The organism is Cupriavidus sp. (assembly GCF_057315035.1).
In genome coordinates this window covers 78,701-95,443 of sequence record NZ_DBHKYV010000035.1, presented here as the reverse complement: position 1 = coordinate 95,443, position 16,743 = coordinate 78,701, and the positions used below count along the sequence as shown (strand labels likewise).

10 protein-coding genes are annotated in these 16,743 nt (G+C 67.0%); 3 read left to right on the top strand and 7 right to left on the bottom strand.

Annotated features, from left to right (window positions below):
• Nucleotides 1–93: 93 nt before the first annotated feature.
• From tldD to ACO550_RS30385, 3 genes are all read right to left on the bottom strand, one after another.
• On the bottom strand, nucleotides 94–1,554 hold the full coding sequence (gene tldD, locus ACO550_RS30395; protein WP_315598092.1) for a metalloprotease TldD: 1,461 nt from the start codon (nucleotides 1,552–1,554) through the stop codon (nucleotides 94–96).
• A gap of 69 nt (nucleotides 1,555–1,623) precedes the next feature.
• Nucleotides 1,624–2,454 (bottom strand): nitrilase-related carbon-nitrogen hydrolase, encoded by an 831-nt coding sequence (locus ACO550_RS30390; RefSeq protein ID WP_315598091.1) that lies wholly within the window; start codon nucleotides 2,452–2,454, stop codon nucleotides 1,624–1,626.
• A gap of 54 nt (nucleotides 2,455–2,508) precedes the next feature.
• Nucleotides 2,509–6,828: a YhdP family protein gene (locus tag ACO550_RS30385; RefSeq protein ID WP_315598090.1), complete on the bottom strand. Its 4,320-nt coding sequence runs from the start codon at nucleotides 6,826–6,828 to the stop codon at nucleotides 2,509–2,511.
• Nucleotides 6,829–7,061: 233 nt separating this feature from the next.
• Between ACO550_RS30385 and glnE the strand changes: the two genes are divergently transcribed.
• Together glnE and rrtA are read left to right on the top strand one after the other, a co-directional pair.
• Nucleotides 7,062–9,929 carry a bifunctional [glutamate--ammonia ligase]-adenylyl-L-tyrosine phosphorylase/[glutamate--ammonia-ligase] adenylyltransferase gene (gene glnE / locus ACO550_RS30380; protein ID WP_485995062.1) on the top strand — a complete coding sequence of 956 codons (2,868 nt, stop codon included), beginning with the start codon at nucleotides 7,062–7,064 and terminating at the stop codon, nucleotides 9,927–9,929.
• Complete coding sequence (gene rrtA / locus ACO550_RS30375; RefSeq protein ID WP_315598088.1) at nucleotides 9,907–10,521, top strand: rhombosortase; 615 nt, start codon at nucleotides 9,907–9,909, stop codon at nucleotides 10,519–10,521. The genes glnE and rrtA overlap by 23 nt, the downstream gene beginning before the upstream one ends.
• 81 nt (nucleotides 10,522–10,602) lie before the next feature.
• Here the strand turns inward: rrtA and mprA are convergent, their stop codons facing one another.
• The 4 genes from mprA to ACO550_RS30355 form a co-directional block, all read right to left on the bottom strand.
• A complete protein-coding gene (gene mprA, locus ACO550_RS30370; RefSeq protein WP_315598087.1) occupies nucleotides 10,603–12,222 on the bottom strand; it encodes an MprA protease, GlyGly-CTERM protein-sorting domain-containing form in 1,620 nt (539 codons plus the stop codon).
• Between the two features lie 134 nt (nucleotides 12,223–12,356).
• A complete protein-coding gene (locus ACO550_RS30365) occupies nucleotides 12,357–12,800 on the bottom strand; it encodes a hypothetical protein (protein ID WP_315598086.1) in 444 nt (147 codons plus the stop codon).
• A 45-nt stretch (nucleotides 12,801–12,845) separates the two neighbouring features.
• Nucleotides 12,846–14,582, bottom strand: a complete 1,737-nt coding sequence (gene recN / locus ACO550_RS30360; RefSeq protein WP_315598085.1) for a DNA repair protein RecN — start codon at nucleotides 14,580–14,582, stop codon at nucleotides 12,846–12,848.
• Between the two features lie 43 nt (nucleotides 14,583–14,625).
• On the bottom strand, nucleotides 14,626–15,543 hold the full coding sequence (locus ACO550_RS30355) for an NAD kinase (RefSeq protein WP_315598084.1): 918 nt from the start codon (nucleotides 15,541–15,543) through the stop codon (nucleotides 14,626–14,628).
• A 100-nt stretch (nucleotides 15,544–15,643) separates the two neighbouring features.
• Here ACO550_RS30355 and hrcA point away from each other — a divergent pair, with 100 nt between their 5' ends.
• Entirely contained in the window at nucleotides 15,644–16,693 is a 1,050-nt protein-coding gene (gene hrcA, locus ACO550_RS30350; protein WP_315598083.1) for a heat-inducible transcriptional repressor HrcA, read from the top strand.
• Nucleotides 16,694–16,743 lie beyond the last annotated feature (50 nt).

The window sequence follows — 16,743 nt, the reverse complement described above, 5'->3', positions numbered from 1 at the left end:
TATCAAGACGCGGCGATTGCAATTTGAACCGCTGGCCCTCACCCCCAACCCCTCTCCCGCGTGCGGGAGAGGGGAGCAAAACAGCGGGGTTTTTTAAGCCGTGCCGCCTACTGTCATGTTTTCGATGCGCAGCGTCGGCTGGCCTACGCCCACCGGTACGCTCTGGCCTTCCTTGCCGCAGACGCCCACGCCGGAATCGAGGCGCATGTCGTTGCCGATCATGGTCACGTCCTTGAGGGATTCGGGGCCGTTGCCGACCAGCGTCGCGCCCTTGACCGGATACGTGATCTTGCCATCCTCGATCATGTAGGCCTCGCTGGCCGAGAACACGAACTTGCCATTGGTGATGTCGACCTGGCCGCCACCGAAGTTCACGGCGTAGAGGCCGCGCTTCACGCTGGCGAGGATTTCCTGCGGGTCCTTGTCGCCATTGAGCATGTACGTATTGGTCATGCGCGGCATCGGCAGCGCGGCATAGCTTTCGCGGCGCGCATTGCCGGTGACCGGCATCTTCATCAGGCGCGCATTGAGCGTGTCCTGGATATAGCCGGTCAGGATGCCGTCCTCGATCAGCGTGGTGCACTGGGTCGGGTTGCCTTCGTCGTCGAGGTTCAGCGATCCGCGGCGGTTTTCAATCGTGCCGTCGTCCACCACGGTCACGCCCTTGGCGGCCACGCGCTCGCCCATGCGGCCTGCGAATGCCGACGAGCCCTTGCGGTTGAAGTCACCTTCCAGGCCGTGGCCGACCGCTTCATGCAGCAGCACGCCGGGCCAGCCCGGGCCCAGTACCACGGTCATCGCGCCGGCCGGGGCCGGGCGCGCTTCCAGGTTGACCAGTGCCGACGACACGGCTTCATCCACGTACTTGCGCAGCAGTTCGTCGGTAAAGTAGCCATATGCATAACGGCCGCCACCGCCGGACGAGCCAATTTCGCGTCGGCCGTTCTGTTCGACGATCACGGTCACCGAGACGCGCACCAGCGGGCGCACGTCGGCGGCAATCACGCCGTCGCTGCGGGCCACGAGCACCACGTCGTATTCACCGGCCAGCCCGGCCATGACCTGCACCACGCGCGGGTCCTTGGCACGTGCCATCTTCTCGATCCGTTCCAGCAGGGCCACCTTTTCGGTGGCGGTCATCGAGTCGAGCGGGTCGTTCGGCGTGTAGAGGTTGCGGCCAGTCTGCGATGCCATGGCGCCAGCTACCTTGACCCGGCCGCTGCCGGCCTTGCCGATCGTGCGCGTGGCCGCGGCGGCCTGCGACAGCGCCGCGAGGCTGATGTCGTCGGAGTAGGCAAAGGCGGTCTTGTCGCCCGAGACCGCGCGCACGCCCACGCCCTGGTCGATGCTGAAGCTGCCGGACTTGACGATGCCTTCTTCCAGGCTCCACGCCTCGTTGCGCGTGTGCTGGAAGTACAGGTCGGCATAGTCGACCTTGTGCGTGAAGATGTCGGCCAGTACGCGCTGTAGTTTGGCCTCGTCGAGACCATACGGTGCCAGCAGCAGCTGTTGCGCGGTGGCCAGGTTGCGGATTCCGAGATCTCCGGCGTTCATGATTGTCCTTGGTCTTGAGCCCCGTGGCGCGCAGGCCACGGTGAAATGCAAACGGTAATGCCCTGCATCCTACAGCACGCGATGCCGCAACGCAGGAAGGTTCTGGCGCACTTCGGCAAGGCGGGCCGGATCGATCACGCCCGATACCACACCTTCGCCTTCGGGCAAGACGCCCATCAGTTCGCCCCACGGGTCGACCAGCATCGAGTGGCCCCAGGTACGCCGGCCGTTCTCATGCTTGCCACCCTGTGCCGCGGCCAGCACATAGCACTGGTTCTCGATGGCCCGCGCGCGCAGCAGGATTTCCCAGTGGGCCTGCCCGGTGGTGTAGGTGAAGGCGGCCGGCATCAATATCAAGCTGATGCCGTCGCCTGCCTTGTCGTCAGCCAGGCCGCGGTATAGCTCCGGAAAGCGCAGGTCGTAGCAGACCGACATGGCTACCCGGCCGCATGGCGCGTTGAATGACACCGGCGACTTGCCGGCCAGGATCGTGCGCGATTCGTCGAAGTTTTCCGTGCCCTTGGTGAAGCCAAACAAATGGATCTTGTCGTAACGCGCCACGCGTTCGCCGCGCGGGTCGAACGCCAGCGACGTGTTGTAGACGCGGTTGTCATCGCCACACCACATCGGCAGCGTGCCGCCGACGAGCCAGATGCGGTGCCGTCGCGCGGCATCGGCAAGAAAGCGCTGCACCGGGCCATCGCCATCCTGTTCGCGGATGGCCACCTTGTCCGATTCATGCCGGCCCATCAGGCAAAAGTACTCGGGCAGCAGTACCAGCTCGGCTCCACCGTTTGCGGCCTCGGCGATCAGTTGGTCGGCACGTGCGAGGTTGTCGTCGAGCGACGTCCCCGTGACGGTCTGGATCGCGGCAACGCGGAACGGTGTCTGAGCGGTCATCGTGGCTTCCTTTTCGATCATGCCGGCGCAAGGCCGGTGGACCTGGTGCGGGGGTTAGCGCGGATAGGCGCCGGAACGCTCCTGCACCGGCGGCTGGCGCGACTTATTGTCCTCCACTTTGGTGACCTTGGGGTCGGCCCACGACCCACTCACGCGGTAGTGCTGCGTGAACACCTTGGAGAATTCGTCGGCGAACATCAGTTGCGCGGCCAGCGTGCCGATGCCAAGCACCGGATTGATGAACGCCGCCGCCACCGACGTGGTGGTCGCGTTGATGCGCGGAACCACGGCCACGTCGAGGTCCTGGGTCTCATGCAGCAGATCGGCCGAGCCGGTCATCGACGCCATGACCTGGCTGCCCTTGAAGCGGAATTCCTCGATCTTGCCCACGCCGTTCTCGATGGTGCCGGAACCGGTGACATCGTCGAATACCAGCCCCTTGCTGGTCAGCGAGCGGAAGTCGAGCGTGGCAAAACGCAACAGGCTTTGCAGGCTCAGCACCCCGAGCAGGCGCGCCGCGCCAGGGTCCACGCTGAGGATCTGGCCATTCTCGAGCTTCATCGACAGCTTGCCGGTCAGCGTGGGATAGTCGATCGACATCGGCGATCCGCGCCATGCGATGCGGCCTTCGAGAACGCCCTTGCCGTCGCGCAGCGTGTGGGCCATGCCCATGCGGTCCAGCACGTCGCCGGCGTTGCGGATGTCGAGCTTGAAGTTCAGCAGCGTGCGGCGGCCTTCGGTGGGCGATGCGCTGTCCTGTGCCGCAGCCTCGCGCAGGCGGCGCGGCAGCCGCCAGCTGCCGCTGCCGGTCAGCGTTGCGCCCGGTTGTTCGATGGTCAGGCTGTCCAGCGTCCAGACCGGCTGGTTGTCGGTGTGACTGGTATGCGCCTTGACTTCGAGCTTGCCAAAATCGCGGCCATGCAACACGAACTTGTCGACCACCAGGTCCAGCGCGGGCAATTCCTCGATGCTGCGCGTCATGGCTTCGGTCATATGGCCGTCGTCGGTGGCATCGGGGATATCCAGGTGTGAAAGCCGCACCGCGAGCGACCCCGAAGGATGGCTGGCATCGCGGCGCCACTGGCCGGTGCCGGCGATCTGGCGCGAGGTGACCTGCAGGTTCCAGCCGCCGCTTTCGCGGCGCGTGTCGATCTGGACATCGTCAAGGCTGCGGCCGAACGCGTCGAGAACCTTGGTACGCACGGACACGCGCTCGGGCAGGAATGGCGACGAGCGGTCCACTTCGTCCGCCGGCCTGCGGTCGCCCGACGATGTATCGAACACGCCGCGCCATGCATCCACATCGAGCCGCTCGGCGGTCACCGCCGCCGTGACGCCGCTGGCGGGAAGTGGTGCGGGCTGCCCCACGCCAATGCCGCCGGCAATGACTTCGGTGCTTTCGTTCCGGCGTACCACATAGCGTGCGCTGGCGTTGTTGCCGAGTTGCAGCGTGACATCGTCAAGTCCCGCGCGGTTCGGCGAAGGCCGCAGCTCGAAACGCAGCGGCATGTCCTGGCCGGCTGCTTTGCCCAGCGGGGCAGGCAGGTTCAGCGCCAGGCCGTTGAGTTCGGATGCCACCTGGATCTGCAGGCGCTTGTCGCGCACGCCGACCACCGCGCTGTAAGGCGTCGCGCCGTCGATGCGTGTGCCGAGCGCTGCCGCGCGTGGGCCCAGCGCGTCACGCAGGCCTTGTGCGGTGGCGGTGCCGCCCACGGCCACGTGCGTGGTGCCATCGGGCTGTGTACCGCCGGTAATGCGGGTCTCGCCACCGAGGAACCGGCCGCGCACATTGTTGAGCTGGAAGCCGTGTTCGTCGAAGGCCACCGCGCCCGTGGCGCCGAACAGCGTGGGCAGGTCGGGGAACAGCGTGACGTCGTTGCCGGGGAAGCGGAACTCGCCATTTACCTTCGACCCGGCCGCATGGCTCAATGGCAGGTCGAGCTTGAGCTTGAGTTCGCCATGGCCCGGTGCGCGCGCGTTCTCGGTGATATTGCCGGTCCAGCCGTTGACCGGAGTGGCGGCGACGTAGCGCAGGAAACCCTGCACCGTGCCGGAAGCCGAGCCATCGATCATCAGGTGACCATGATCGCCAAGGTCGTCGATCTGCCCGTTGACGTCGCGCACGGTGACACCCGGGATGCCCTTTACGCCCGCCTGCCGGGCCACAAACGACATCTTGCTGCGCTCGAACAGCAGGTTGCCGGAAATATCGGTGAAATCGGGCCACGCGGTGCCGGCACCATTCGCGGCGCCATTGCCCGTGCCATTGCCCGTGCCATTGCCGTGGGCACTGCCGCCAATATTGGTACCGGTCTCATGCGGGGCGATCTGGTAGGTCACGTTGCGTACCGGCACTTCCACGCGAAAATCGCCGGCCTTGGCAAACGGCGGATGGAACGGGAAGTGGTGCAGGTCGCCCTTGACCAGGAACTTGACGTCATGGGCCTCGCCATCGACCAGGGCGCCTTGCAGGTAGTGCCGCGTGGCGGGCATGGTCAGCGGCAGGTAGCGGGGCACGCGATTGGCCAGCGCGCGCTCCAGTTCGCCGGACAGGTCCGCGATGCCGCTGTTGCCGTCGCCACCGGCGCGCCAGCTGCCACGCAAGTTGCCAGCGGTGTCGGCATTGGCAAAGTGGATGCCGTCGGTGCGAACCACGAGCGTGTCGCCTTCATGCGTCCAGCGCACCTCGCCGCGCAGCAGGTCGAACGGCACCACCGGATCCTCGAACACGCCGGGGAACATCAGCGCGGCGCCGCTGCTGTCCACGCGCGCGGTGCCCTGGCGATCGTCAAAGCTGAAATTGCCGGACAGCTTGCTGAAGCCGGGCGTGCCCGCATGGGGTTTGCCATCGGGGCCCACGGCAGGCATTGCCGGCTGGCTGTTGACCGATACGCCGCGCAGCGTGCCCTGCACCGTGTAGTGAGGCGCCCCTGGCTGACGCGACAGCATGCTGGCGCGCTCGCGGGCCCAGCTCACGTCGAGGTTGTCGATATTTCCGGCCGGCTGCAGTGCCCGCAACTGACGCAGCACCGCCGTATCGATCGGCATCGAGGCCGCCAGCGCGCGTACCGTGTTGAGGTCGAAGGTTGGCGCGCGCAACGAGAACTTGCGCAACTGGCCGGCATTGTCGCGCGTCCAGCCGACCGTGACCTTGCGCATGCCTTCGCGCCACGAGCTGTCTGACGCCGAGGGCGGTCCGGCCAGTGGCTCGGCTTGCCACAGCAGCGTGTCGATCGTCAGCGTGTTGTTGCCAGCCCGGTCCCCCTTGTGCAGCAGCAGGGCCTGGGCGTTGGCCAGTTTGAGTGGTGCCGGTGCGCCCGACAGTTGCAGGTCCACGCCCGTAGCACGCAGGCGCAGTTGGCTGCGCAGCACGTGGCCGCCGCGCAGGTCGACCGTGCCATCGGTGCTGAAGACGCCGCTGTTGACGTTGTCGAAGATCGCCAGGTAGCGCTGCACCACGGGCAACTGCAACTGGTTGAATGCCCAACTGGCCTGGCCGGCCCAGTGGCGCCAGTTGCCCGCGCCATGCAGGTAGTCGTGCCGCAGGTTGGCCTGGAACACCAGTGGCTGGGCCGCCAGCGAAGCGCTGTGCGCCTCCAGCCGTACCGTGTGCTGGGCACCATGGCGTTCGGCGACGAAATGGATGTCGGCTACGTCCAGTTGCGGGAGCTTGGCTTTCTCGTCGAGCCAGCGCAGGTTGCCGCTGACCAGTTCGATGCGGCCCTGCGTCAGCAGCCAGTTCAGGAAGGGGTCGTTGTCCCTGGACCGCTGGGTCGCCTCGACCGGAACGCCCGCCACCAGCAGGCGGCCTTCGGGCGTGCGTCGCACGAGCACATCGGTGCGGTCGGCGGTCAGGCTGGCGAACTGCAGCGTCAAGGCCGGCACCGACTGCCACGACAGCTTGCCTTCGAGCGATGCCGCCGCCAGCAAGGTGCGTTGCTGGCGATCGACGGCGCGCACGTCGCGGGCGCGGAATGCAGGGCGCCAGCCGTCCCAGTAGGTGTCGAGCTGTCCGATGCTCAGTTGTGCGGATAGTGCTTCCGACCCCTGTCGTTCGAGCCACTGGCGCGCGGAATGGGCCTGGGGCCAGAGCACGAAGCGGATCAGCAGTACCGCGACGATGGCCAGCGCGGCCAGCGCCAGCGCAATCCGGACCAGCACGCGCCAGAGGCGTCCCCAGGCCGGATGGCGTGCCAGTGTGCGGATGCCCTGCAGGCAGGCGCGCAGTCCGGTGCGGACGAGCGCCAGCAGGCGCCGGCCGCGGCCGGGCGCGGCAGTGGCAGGCGAGGAAGGGGTGGCGACCGCGACGGCGCCATCGCCGCCCGTGCGTGGGGATGCGGTACCGTCGTCCGGGGCGGCTGGGCGGCTGGACATGCGCAGATTATCCGACAATACTAGCCGCTCTCCAAAGTGGTGCGTGCAAGCGCCACCGCGGTCTCTCACGGCGCCTGCCCGGACAAGCAAAAGTAAATGGAATGACTGTCCCTGATCCGACGAGTTCCGCCGCGGGCCATGCCCCGGCTTCGATCGACCCGCAGCGCCCGACGGATGGCGCCGGAACCACTTCGATCCTTGCATCACCCGGGGCCGCCGGCCCAAGCGGCAACATGGCCCAGGGGGCCTTTGCCACCATGACGGCGCACGGACTGGCCCCCGCCGAATGCGAAGGCCACGTATTGTACTCGGCGGCGTACTCCCATTACGCGCGGCGTGTGCTGACCGCCCGCCCGGGCCTGCCGGCCATCATTGCCGAGGCGTCGGCGGGGCCGCTTACGCGGGGCTGGATGGAGGCGCGGCTGCAGGCATTGCAGGCGCCGGCGGCCGATGCCGAGGCCGCCGCGGGCCAGGCGCTGCGCCGGTTGCGTGCCGAAGTCATGTGCGCGGTGATCGAGCGCGACCTGCGCGGGCTGGCCACGCTGGCCGAGATCACCGGTGCCATGACCGATCTGGCCGAGCTGTCGATCCAGTACGGCCTGCGCGTGCTTGGCGATGACCTGGCCACCACCTTTGGCAAGCCCACCGGCGACCAGAGCGGCGAGGTGCAGGAGCTGGTGGTGGTGGGCATGGGCAAGCTGGGTGGGCGCGAGCTCAACGTATCGTCCGACATCGACCTGATCTTTCTCTACGACGAGGATGGCGACACGCAGGGTGGATCGCGCAGCCTGTCGAATCACGAGTATTTCATCCGGCTCGGGCGGCGGCTGATCACGCTGCTGGCGGAAGTGACCGGCGACGGCTATGTGTTTCGCGTCGACATGCGCCTGCGTCCGAACGGCGATGCGGGCCCACTGGTCTGCAGCTTCGGCATGCTCGAGGAATACCTGGTGGTGCAGGGCCGCGAGTGGGAGCGCTACGCGTGGATCAAGGGCAGGGTGGTGTCGGCCGTCGATACCCCGCATGCCGCGCGCGCTGCCGCGTTGCTGGGGCGCCTGACCACGCCGTTCGTGTTTCGCCGCTATCTCGACTACGGCGTGATTGCCGCGATCCGCTCGCTGCATGCCCAGATTCGCGCCGAAGCCGCCAAGCGCAGCGGCGGGCTGGCCGGGCATGGCGTGAACCAGCGCTCGTTCAATATCAAGCTCGGGCGTGGCGGAATTCGCGAGATCGAATTCATGGCGCAGGTGTTCCAGCTGATTCGCGGCGGGCAGGATCCCGCGCTGCGCGTTCGCCCGACGCTGGAAGTGCTCGACGTGGCCGTGGCGCGCAACCTGTTGCCGGCGGGCCAGGCCGGACAACTGGCCGACGCCTACCGTTTCCTGCGCCAGCTGGAACACCGGCTGCAGTATCGCGACGATGCCCAGACCCATCATTTGCCAACGTCCGACGATGAACGCGCGGCGGTGGCGCTGATGATGGGCTGCGCGGACTGGGATGCGCTGGTGGCCCAGATGAACACGTTGATGGAGCCGGTGGCGCAGCAGTTCGAAGCCACGTTTGCCGATCCGTTCGCCGATCCCGACGCCGCGCAAAGCGAGCCGCTCTGGCCGGCGCTGGTGCGTGAGGAAATGGCTTCGCGCGCGGCCCAGGACAATCCCGGCGACGCCGACGAGACCGATCCGCAATCGTCACCGTGCCAGGCATTGCAGGCCGCGGGATTTCGCGATTGCACGGGCCTCTACGACCGGCTGCGCGCGATCGGCACCTCGATGCGTTATCGCGCGTTGTCGGAAACCAGCCGTGGCCGCTTCGACCTGCTTGTCAATCGCGCGCTCGAACTGGCCGCGAAGCAGGACGACGCCGATGGCACCATTGCGCGCTTCCTGGATTTCCTGGATGCGATCAGCCGACGCGCGTCGTACCTGTCGCTGCTGTCCGAATACCCGCAGGCGATGGATCGCGTGGCCCAGACCCTGCACGCATCGCGCTGGGCCGCCACCTACCTGACCCGCCATCCGCAACTGCTCGATGAACTGCTCGACAGCGATGCGCTGGCCAGCGCGCCCGACTGGGCCGCATTCCGCGAGCGTCTGGCGGAGCGGCTGCATGCTTCCGATGGCCAGGTCGAAACGCAGATGGACATCCTGCGCCGCGAGCACCATGCCGAGACCTTCCGGATCCTGCTGCAGGATCTGCAGGGCCTGTTGACGGTGGAGCAGGTGGCTGACCGCCTCTCGGACCTGGCCGATGCCATGCTGGAAGTCACGATGCAGGCGGTGTGGCGCCAGCTGGCGACGCGGCATCGTGACACGCCGCGTTTCGCCGTCATTGCCTATGGCCGGCTGGGCGGCAAGGAACTGGGTTACGCATCGGACCTCGACCTGATCTTTCTCTACGACGACGACCATGAGCGTGCGCCCGATGTCTACGCCGCCTATGCGCGCCGGCTGATCACCTGGCTCACCAGCCATACCGCGGCGGGCATGCTGTTCGATGTCGATACGCGCCTGCGCCCGAACGGCGCGGCCGGGCTGCTGGTGACGAGCTTCGACGCGTTCCGGCGCTATCAATCGCGCGAAGGCGACAACACCGCGTGGGTCTGGGAACACCAGGCGCTGACACGCGCGCGCTTTGGTGCCGGGGATCGCGAGATTGGCAACCGTTTCGAGGATCTGCGCGACGAGATCCTGCGCCAGCCGCGCGACCCTGCCGCGTTGCGCGAAGAGATCGGGCAGATGCGCGCCAAGGTGGCCGAGGGCCATCCGAATCCGACCAAGCTGTTCGATCTCAAGCATGATCGGGGCGGCATGGTCGACATCGAATTCACGGTGCAATACCTGGTGCTGTTGCATAGCGGCGCGCACCCCGAGTTGACGCGCAACGCCGGCAATATCGCGCTACTGCGCATGGCCGGCGTGCTGAACCTGATCGATGCGGGACTGGCCCTGGCCGCGGGAGATGCCTACCGGGTGTTCCGTGCGCGCCAGCACAAGCTGCGGCTCGATGGCCAGGACCAGGCGCGCGTGCCACCAGACAGCGTCGTCGAACAGACGGCCCCGGTGCGTGCACTGTGGCATGCGGTCTTCGGTGAGGGCTGAAGCCACCTTGCCGGGCTGGCCGGCGATGCTGGCCACGGTGGCTGGCGTGGCCGCGCTGGCAGCGCTGTTCACATTCGTGCCGTGGTGCTACGCGCACGGACTCTATGTGCGCGACGCAGTGTTGCGCGATGGCCAGTGGTGGCGTGTTGCCACGGCAATGTGGGTGCATCTGGACTGGCAGCACTACCTGGCCGATATCGGTGCCACGGCAGGCCTGTTGCTGCTGGCCGGCCGGGTGGTGCGTATCCGCGAGATGCTGGTGGTACTGATGGTCTGTGGGCTGGTGGTGCAGGCAGTGCTGCTGCGCATGCCGGCCATCGGCTGGTACGGCGGATTGTCGGGCGCCACCCATGGCTTGGCGTTGTGGGTTGCGCTACGGCTGCTGCAGGCAGACGGCTGGTCACGCGTGATCGGCGTGGTGACCTGCGTGATCGTGCTCGGCAAGGTGTGGATCGAGCAGTCGTGGCTGGCCGCGATTGTGTTGGATCCGTCGTGGGGCTTCGGCGTCGTGCGCGGCGCGCATGCGGCGGGCGCCGCGGCAGGCTTTGGCTGCTGGCTGCTGCAGGAGTGGTGGGGCCAGCGGCGTCGATGAAATGCGTTGGGGTTGCTCCCCTCTCCCGCGAGCGGGAGAGGGGCCGGGGGAGAGGGCCAGTGCTGGATCCGCGACTGACTTCTAACGCCGCCGCCGCGTAGCAAATCCCATCAGCCCGATCGCCAGCAGGACCGCCGCGCTCCACGGCGCGAATGCGCCGCCGCCACCGCCGCCACCGCCGGAAGTACTCTGCGAAGTCGTGCCCGACGACGGCGGATTCGGTGCGGCAGCCAGTGCGGCATCGGCATCGAGCAGGCCCGCGCCGCACTTGCCGACGTTGCTGCCGGTGGTGCAGAACGTGTTGGCCGGATGCGCGCGTGCGGAGCTTTTCAGCAAGGAAGTGACCTGGGCCGGCGTCAGCGACGGATTGACTGCCAGCATCATCGCCACGACGCCGGATACCATCGGCGCGGCGAAGCTGGTGCCCTGCGAATTGACGATGTTGTAGGTCGTGGGTCCGGCCGCGCCCGCGTTCGACAGCGTGCGGATAAACGACTGGCCGCTCGGTGCTGCGCAGGTCGCCACGCCGCCGGTGACCACCACCTTCGAATTGCCACAGCCACCCCCTGGCGCACTGAGCGCGACTTGCGTGCCAATGTTCGCATAGCTGGCATTCTCACCATCGTTGGCGTGGGCCGTCACGGCGATCACGCCACTGCAATCGGCCGGTGCCTCGACCGCGCCGGCCGAATTGCCGGCAGCGGCAACCACGATCACGCCGGCAGCGTTCAGGTCGTTCACGGCCTGTTGCTCGATGCTCGAACAGCTACCGCCGCCAAGGCTGACATTCACCACGCGGGCTGGCGTGGGGTTGGCTGGCACATTCGGTACGCTCAGGCCGCCCGCCCAGCGCATGCCGTCGACGGTATCGGACAGCAGCGCGCCGCAGCGGCCCGATACACGTACCGGCTGGATGCGTGCCGTCCAGTCGACGCCGGCTATGCCCAGCGCGTTGTTGGTTGCCGCGCCGAGCACGCTGGCCACGCGCGTGCCGTGCCACGTGCTGTTGGACGCGCCTGTGCCATCGGAGCACGTGGTGCCAGTCGGCACATAGTCGCCCGGGTCAGTCGGATCGCTGTCGCGGCCGTCGCCATCGACCGACACCGTGGTCGAGCTGATGAAGTCATAGCCCGCCACCAGCCTACCCGCCAGATCGGGATGCGCCAGGTAACCGGTATCGACCACCGCGATCACGACATTGCTGCTGCCACGCGAGCGGTCCCAGGCGCGGGGCAGGTTGGCGCCACCGGCGACCGTTGCCGGCGCGCCCAGATAGATCTGGTTGGCGAAGTCGGTGTCGTTCGGTACCGTGTCATGCAGGCGCAGCCAGCGGTCGGGCACCGCGTCCGCCACGCGCGGATCGTTACGCAGCCGCTTGGCCACCGTTTCGGGATCGTCACCGCGGCTGTCCTTGATGGTCAGCAGTTGCAGCGAACTGGCCATGGGACGCCTGACCGATAGCGTCAGGCCCGTGTTGGCTTCCACGCGGCGCATGCGCGTCGTGTCGGCAGTGGTGTCGACGGTCTGGCTGCCATCGCGCCACCGTACGATGTAGTTGCCCGTATAGACCGGCGCGGCGCGTAGTGCCGGTGTGTCGGCCTCCGATGCCTGCGCGGCACCGGGCACGCCGAGCGTCGCGCCAGCGACGGCCAGCAGTGCTGCAATGATTGACCCTTGGTACTTCAGCTTGGCGTACGACATCTGCACTCCTGCGGAGATCTTGTGATGTGAACTGCTGATTGATTATGTGGCGATGCTTTATGTGGTGATACGTTAAGGCGCTGGCTTCAAGGCTTCAAGGCTTCAAGGCTTCAAGGCTTCAAGGCTTCAAGGCTTCAAGGCTTCGATGTTTCAGGATTCGGCATGTCGCGACCGACTGGCATCGTGCGATGCGGCTTCAGCATGCGGTCCGGCGTGGCCGATGCCACGCGGGGTGCCGCCTGCAAGGTGGCGACCGCCTGGTCGAGCGTGACGTCGGCCGATGCCGTGATGGCCGTGACCAGCCACACGCCGCCGGACATTGGGCGCTTGACCACATAGCGCACCGGCCCCGCGACGGCCGCCAGCAGCTTGCCCGCATCCTCGGACGCGACCACTTCGGGCGGCGTGAACTGGACCAGGATATCGCCAATGGCGCGGTCGTCGGTAATGCTGCCGCGCGGCGGCGCAAACGACTTCGACTCCGACGCGCAGCCCGAGACTGCGGCGCCCAGTGTCAGCGCCGCAAACGTGGCCACGGCGAGTCGGCGGTGGATCGAAGGCAGTTTGCCATGAGTCATCGGTTTGAAACTCCTGATACTAGGTTCATGACGGGTGGCACAGCCTCAGCCCGCCGCGCGGCGCGATTTCCGGCCGCCGGTTTCGCGTGGGGCATTGGCCGCCTGCGCCGCGGCGCGCGCGCCCTGGGCCAGCATCTCCCTGGCATGTTGCATGGTTGTGGCGGTCACGGTCGCGCCACCGAGCATGCGGGCGGTTTCGTCGACGCGGCCGCCGTCGTCCAGCACGCGGATGCGCGAGCGCGTGACCGCGCCCTGGCTGTCTTCGCGGCTTTCCTTGCTGACCAGCAGATGGGTGCCGGCCTGCGCTGCCACCTGCGGCAGGTGCGTGACGCACAGTACCTGGCGCGACCGGCCCAGTTCCTGCAGGCGACGTCCCACGACTTCGGCCACCGCGCCGCCGATGCCGGTATCGACCTCGTCGAAGATCAGCGTCGGCGTGGGCGCGGCTTCGCTGGTGATGACCGAGATGGCCAGGCTGATACGTGCAAGTTCGCCGCCCGATGCCACGCGTGCGAGCGGTCGCGCGCTGACGCCGGCATGGCCGGCCACCAGGAATTCCACCTGTTCGAGCCCGTGGCTCTGGCCTTCTTCGAGCGGATTCAAGGCGACGGCAAAAGTCCCGCCCGCCATCGACAGCCCTTGCATGGCATCGGTGACGGCTGCAGACAGTGCGTCGGCGGCAATCTTGCGCGCGGCCGACAGGTGTTGCGCCAGCGTCAGGTAGGCGGCACGCGCGGCGGCCTCGCGCGCCAGTACCTTGTTGATGTCCTGGGCGGCCTGCAGGTCGTCGAGCTGTTGCTTGCGGGCCAGCAGTTCGTCGGACAACTGCTCCGGGGGCAGGCGGTACTTGCGCGCCGTGGCGTGCAGCGCCTGCATGCGGTCTTCCACGGCCTGCAGCCGTTCGGGATCGAGTTCGAGCCGGTCGACGTAGCGGTTCAGGGAATGCGCGGCTTCTTCGACCTGCACCAGCGCCGGTTCCAGCGCGGCCAGCACGTCGCGCAGCGCGACGTCGACATCGGCCAGCTGCTGCAGCCGATGCACCACGCCATTGAGCACCGAGGTCACGGCGCCATCCGACTCTGACAACGCGTCGAGCGCGGCGCGGCTGCCGTCGATCAGGCCGGCCGCATGCGACAGCCGGTTGTATTCGGACTGGATCTCTTCCCACTCGCCCGGCTGCGGGGCCAGCTTGTCGAGTTCGCCGACCTGCCATTCCAGCCGCTCGCGTTCAAGTTGCATCTCGCGTGACTGGTGCTCGACCGCCTCGCGCTGCTTCACGCAGGCGCGCCACACGCGCCAGGCCTCGGCAACGGCACCGGACTGTTCGATCAGGCCGGCATGGGCATCGAACAGCTGGCGCTGGGCATCGGGGCGCAGCAGCAACTGATGGGCATGCTGGCCATGGATGTCGACGAGCTGGTCGCCCACTTCGCGCAGTTGCGCCAGCGTGGCGGCCGCGCCGTTGATAAAGGCCTTGCTGCGGCCCGATGCATCGACGGTCCGGCGCAACAGCACCGTATCGTCGTCGCCCGCCAGCTCACGCTCGGCCAGCCAGGCATCGAGTACCGCATGGGTGTGGAATGTGGCGCTGATGCCGGCACGGGCCGCGCCTTCGCGCACCACGCCGGCATCGGCGCGTTCGCCAAGCACCAACGCCAGGGCATCGATCAGGATCGACTTGCCCGCGCCGGTCTCGCCGGTGAACACGGTGAAGCCGGTCGAAAAGTCGAGGTCGAGCGTATCGACGATGACGAAATCGCGGATGGACAGGCTGCGCAGCATCTTGGGCGGTGGGTGGGCGTGACGTGAGAGACGCAGGTGGGGCTCAGAGCCGGTTGTCTTCGGTCGGGTACTCGTGCCAGTGCAGCTTCTTGCGTAGCGTGGCGTAGTAGTTGTAGCCCACCGGATGCAGCAGGTTGACGGTCTTGGCCGAACGCCGCACCACGATTCGGTCGCCCGGCAGCAGCGACGCCAGCGACTGCATGTCGAAGTTGACGCTGACATCGCGCGCACTGGCCACTTCGATCGTGACCTCGGCATCGTGCGGCAACACGATGGGCCGGTTCGACAGCGCATGGGCGGCAATCGGCACCAGTACCAGGCCCGACAGCGTCGGATGCAGGATCGGACCGCCCGCGGCCAGCGCGTAGGCGGTGGAGCCGGTCGGCGTGGACACGATCAGGCCGTCCGAGCGCTGGTTGTACATGAAATAGCCGTCGACGGAGACCGCCAGTTCGACCATGCCCGAGATGCCGGACCGGTTGACCACCACGTCATTGAATGCCAGCGCCGAGAAAATCACGGCTTCGTCGCGGATCACACGCGATTCGAGCAGCATGCGCGACTCGGCCTCATAGCGGCCGGCCAGCATTTCGGGCAGCGCGGTGGCGACGTCCTCCAGCGGGATATCGGTCATGAAGCCCAGCCGGCCATGGTTCACGCCGATCACGGGCACGTCGTGGCCGGCCAGCTGGCGCGCGAGCCCCAGCAAGGTGCCATCGCCGCCGAGCACCACCGCCACGTCGGCCTGCCGGCCGATCTCGTCGGGGGTCAGTACCGGATAGCCGGTCAGGCCCGTGGCCATCGCGGTCTCACGCTCGAACACCACATCCTGGCCGTTGCGGGAAATGCAGGACGCGATCTCTTCGAGCGGGCCTTCGATACCTGCGGTCGAGTACCGGCCCACCAGGGCGACGGTCTTGAACGGGGCGCGCAGGGCGCCTGGCTTGGAGGGGGCAGACATGGCGGGATTAGACCATACCGGCATGACCGTTGTCAGCTTTGGGTCATGCGCACACAACGTGACGCCAGAACCTTCCGGTTTTGATTAAAATCCCGACATCATGGACGAACGTTCGAAAACGCTTCTCAAGACCCTGATCGAGCGCTACATCGCCGAAGGGCAGCCCGTGGGCTCGCGGACCCTGTCAAAGTACTCGGGTCTGGACCTGTCGCCGGCGACCATCCGGAATGTGATGTCTGACCTCGAGGAAATGGGTTTCATCGCCAGCCCGCACACGTCGGCTGGCCGCATTCCCACGCCGCGCGGGTACCGGCTGTTCGTGGATTCGATGCTGACGGCACGCCCGCTGGAGGGCGCGTCCGGGCTGGCATCCGAGCTGGCCAACCTGACGGACCAGATCCAGGGCCAGATGGCCAACCAGCAACTCGGTCCGCAGCGCATGATCACGGCGGCCGCGCATACGCTCTCAAACCTTTCGCATTTTGCCGGCGTGGTAATGACCCCACGGCGCGCCCAGTCATTCCGGCAGGTGGAATTCATGCGGTTGTCAGACAAGCGCATCCTGCTGATCATCGTCAGCCCGGAAGGCGACGTCCAGAACCGCATCATCCAGACCGAGCTGTCGTACACGCCGGCCCAGCTGATCGAGGCCGCCAATTTCTTCAACGCGCACTATGCGGGCATGAGCTTCAACGCCGTGCGAGACCATCTGCGCGTGGAACTGCAGGCGCTGCGGCGTGACATGTCGGCGCTGATGCAGGCGGCCGTGGAGGCCGGCAGCAGTGCCATGGCCGAGGACAATGGCGAGCAGGTATTCATCTCCGGCGAGCGCAAGCTGCTGGAAGTGGAAGACCTGTCGTCGAGCATGGACAAGCTGCGCCGCCTGTTCGACGTCTTCGAGCACAAGACCAGCCTGTTGCAGCTGCTCGATGTGTCGAGCCACGCGCAGGGCGTGCAGATCTTCATCGGCGGCGAAAGCCAGCTCGTGCCGATCGAGGACATGGCCGTGATCACGGCGCCGTACGAGGTGGACGGCCAGATCGTCGGCACGCTCGGCGTCATTGGCCCGACCCGCATGGCCTACGAGCGCGTAATCCCGATCGTCGACATCACCGCGCGGCTGCTTTCCAGCGCGCTCAGCCAGAACTAGTGGCCCGGTCTGGCAGTCTTTCCCATACCGGCCAGATCCTCTGGCCGGCG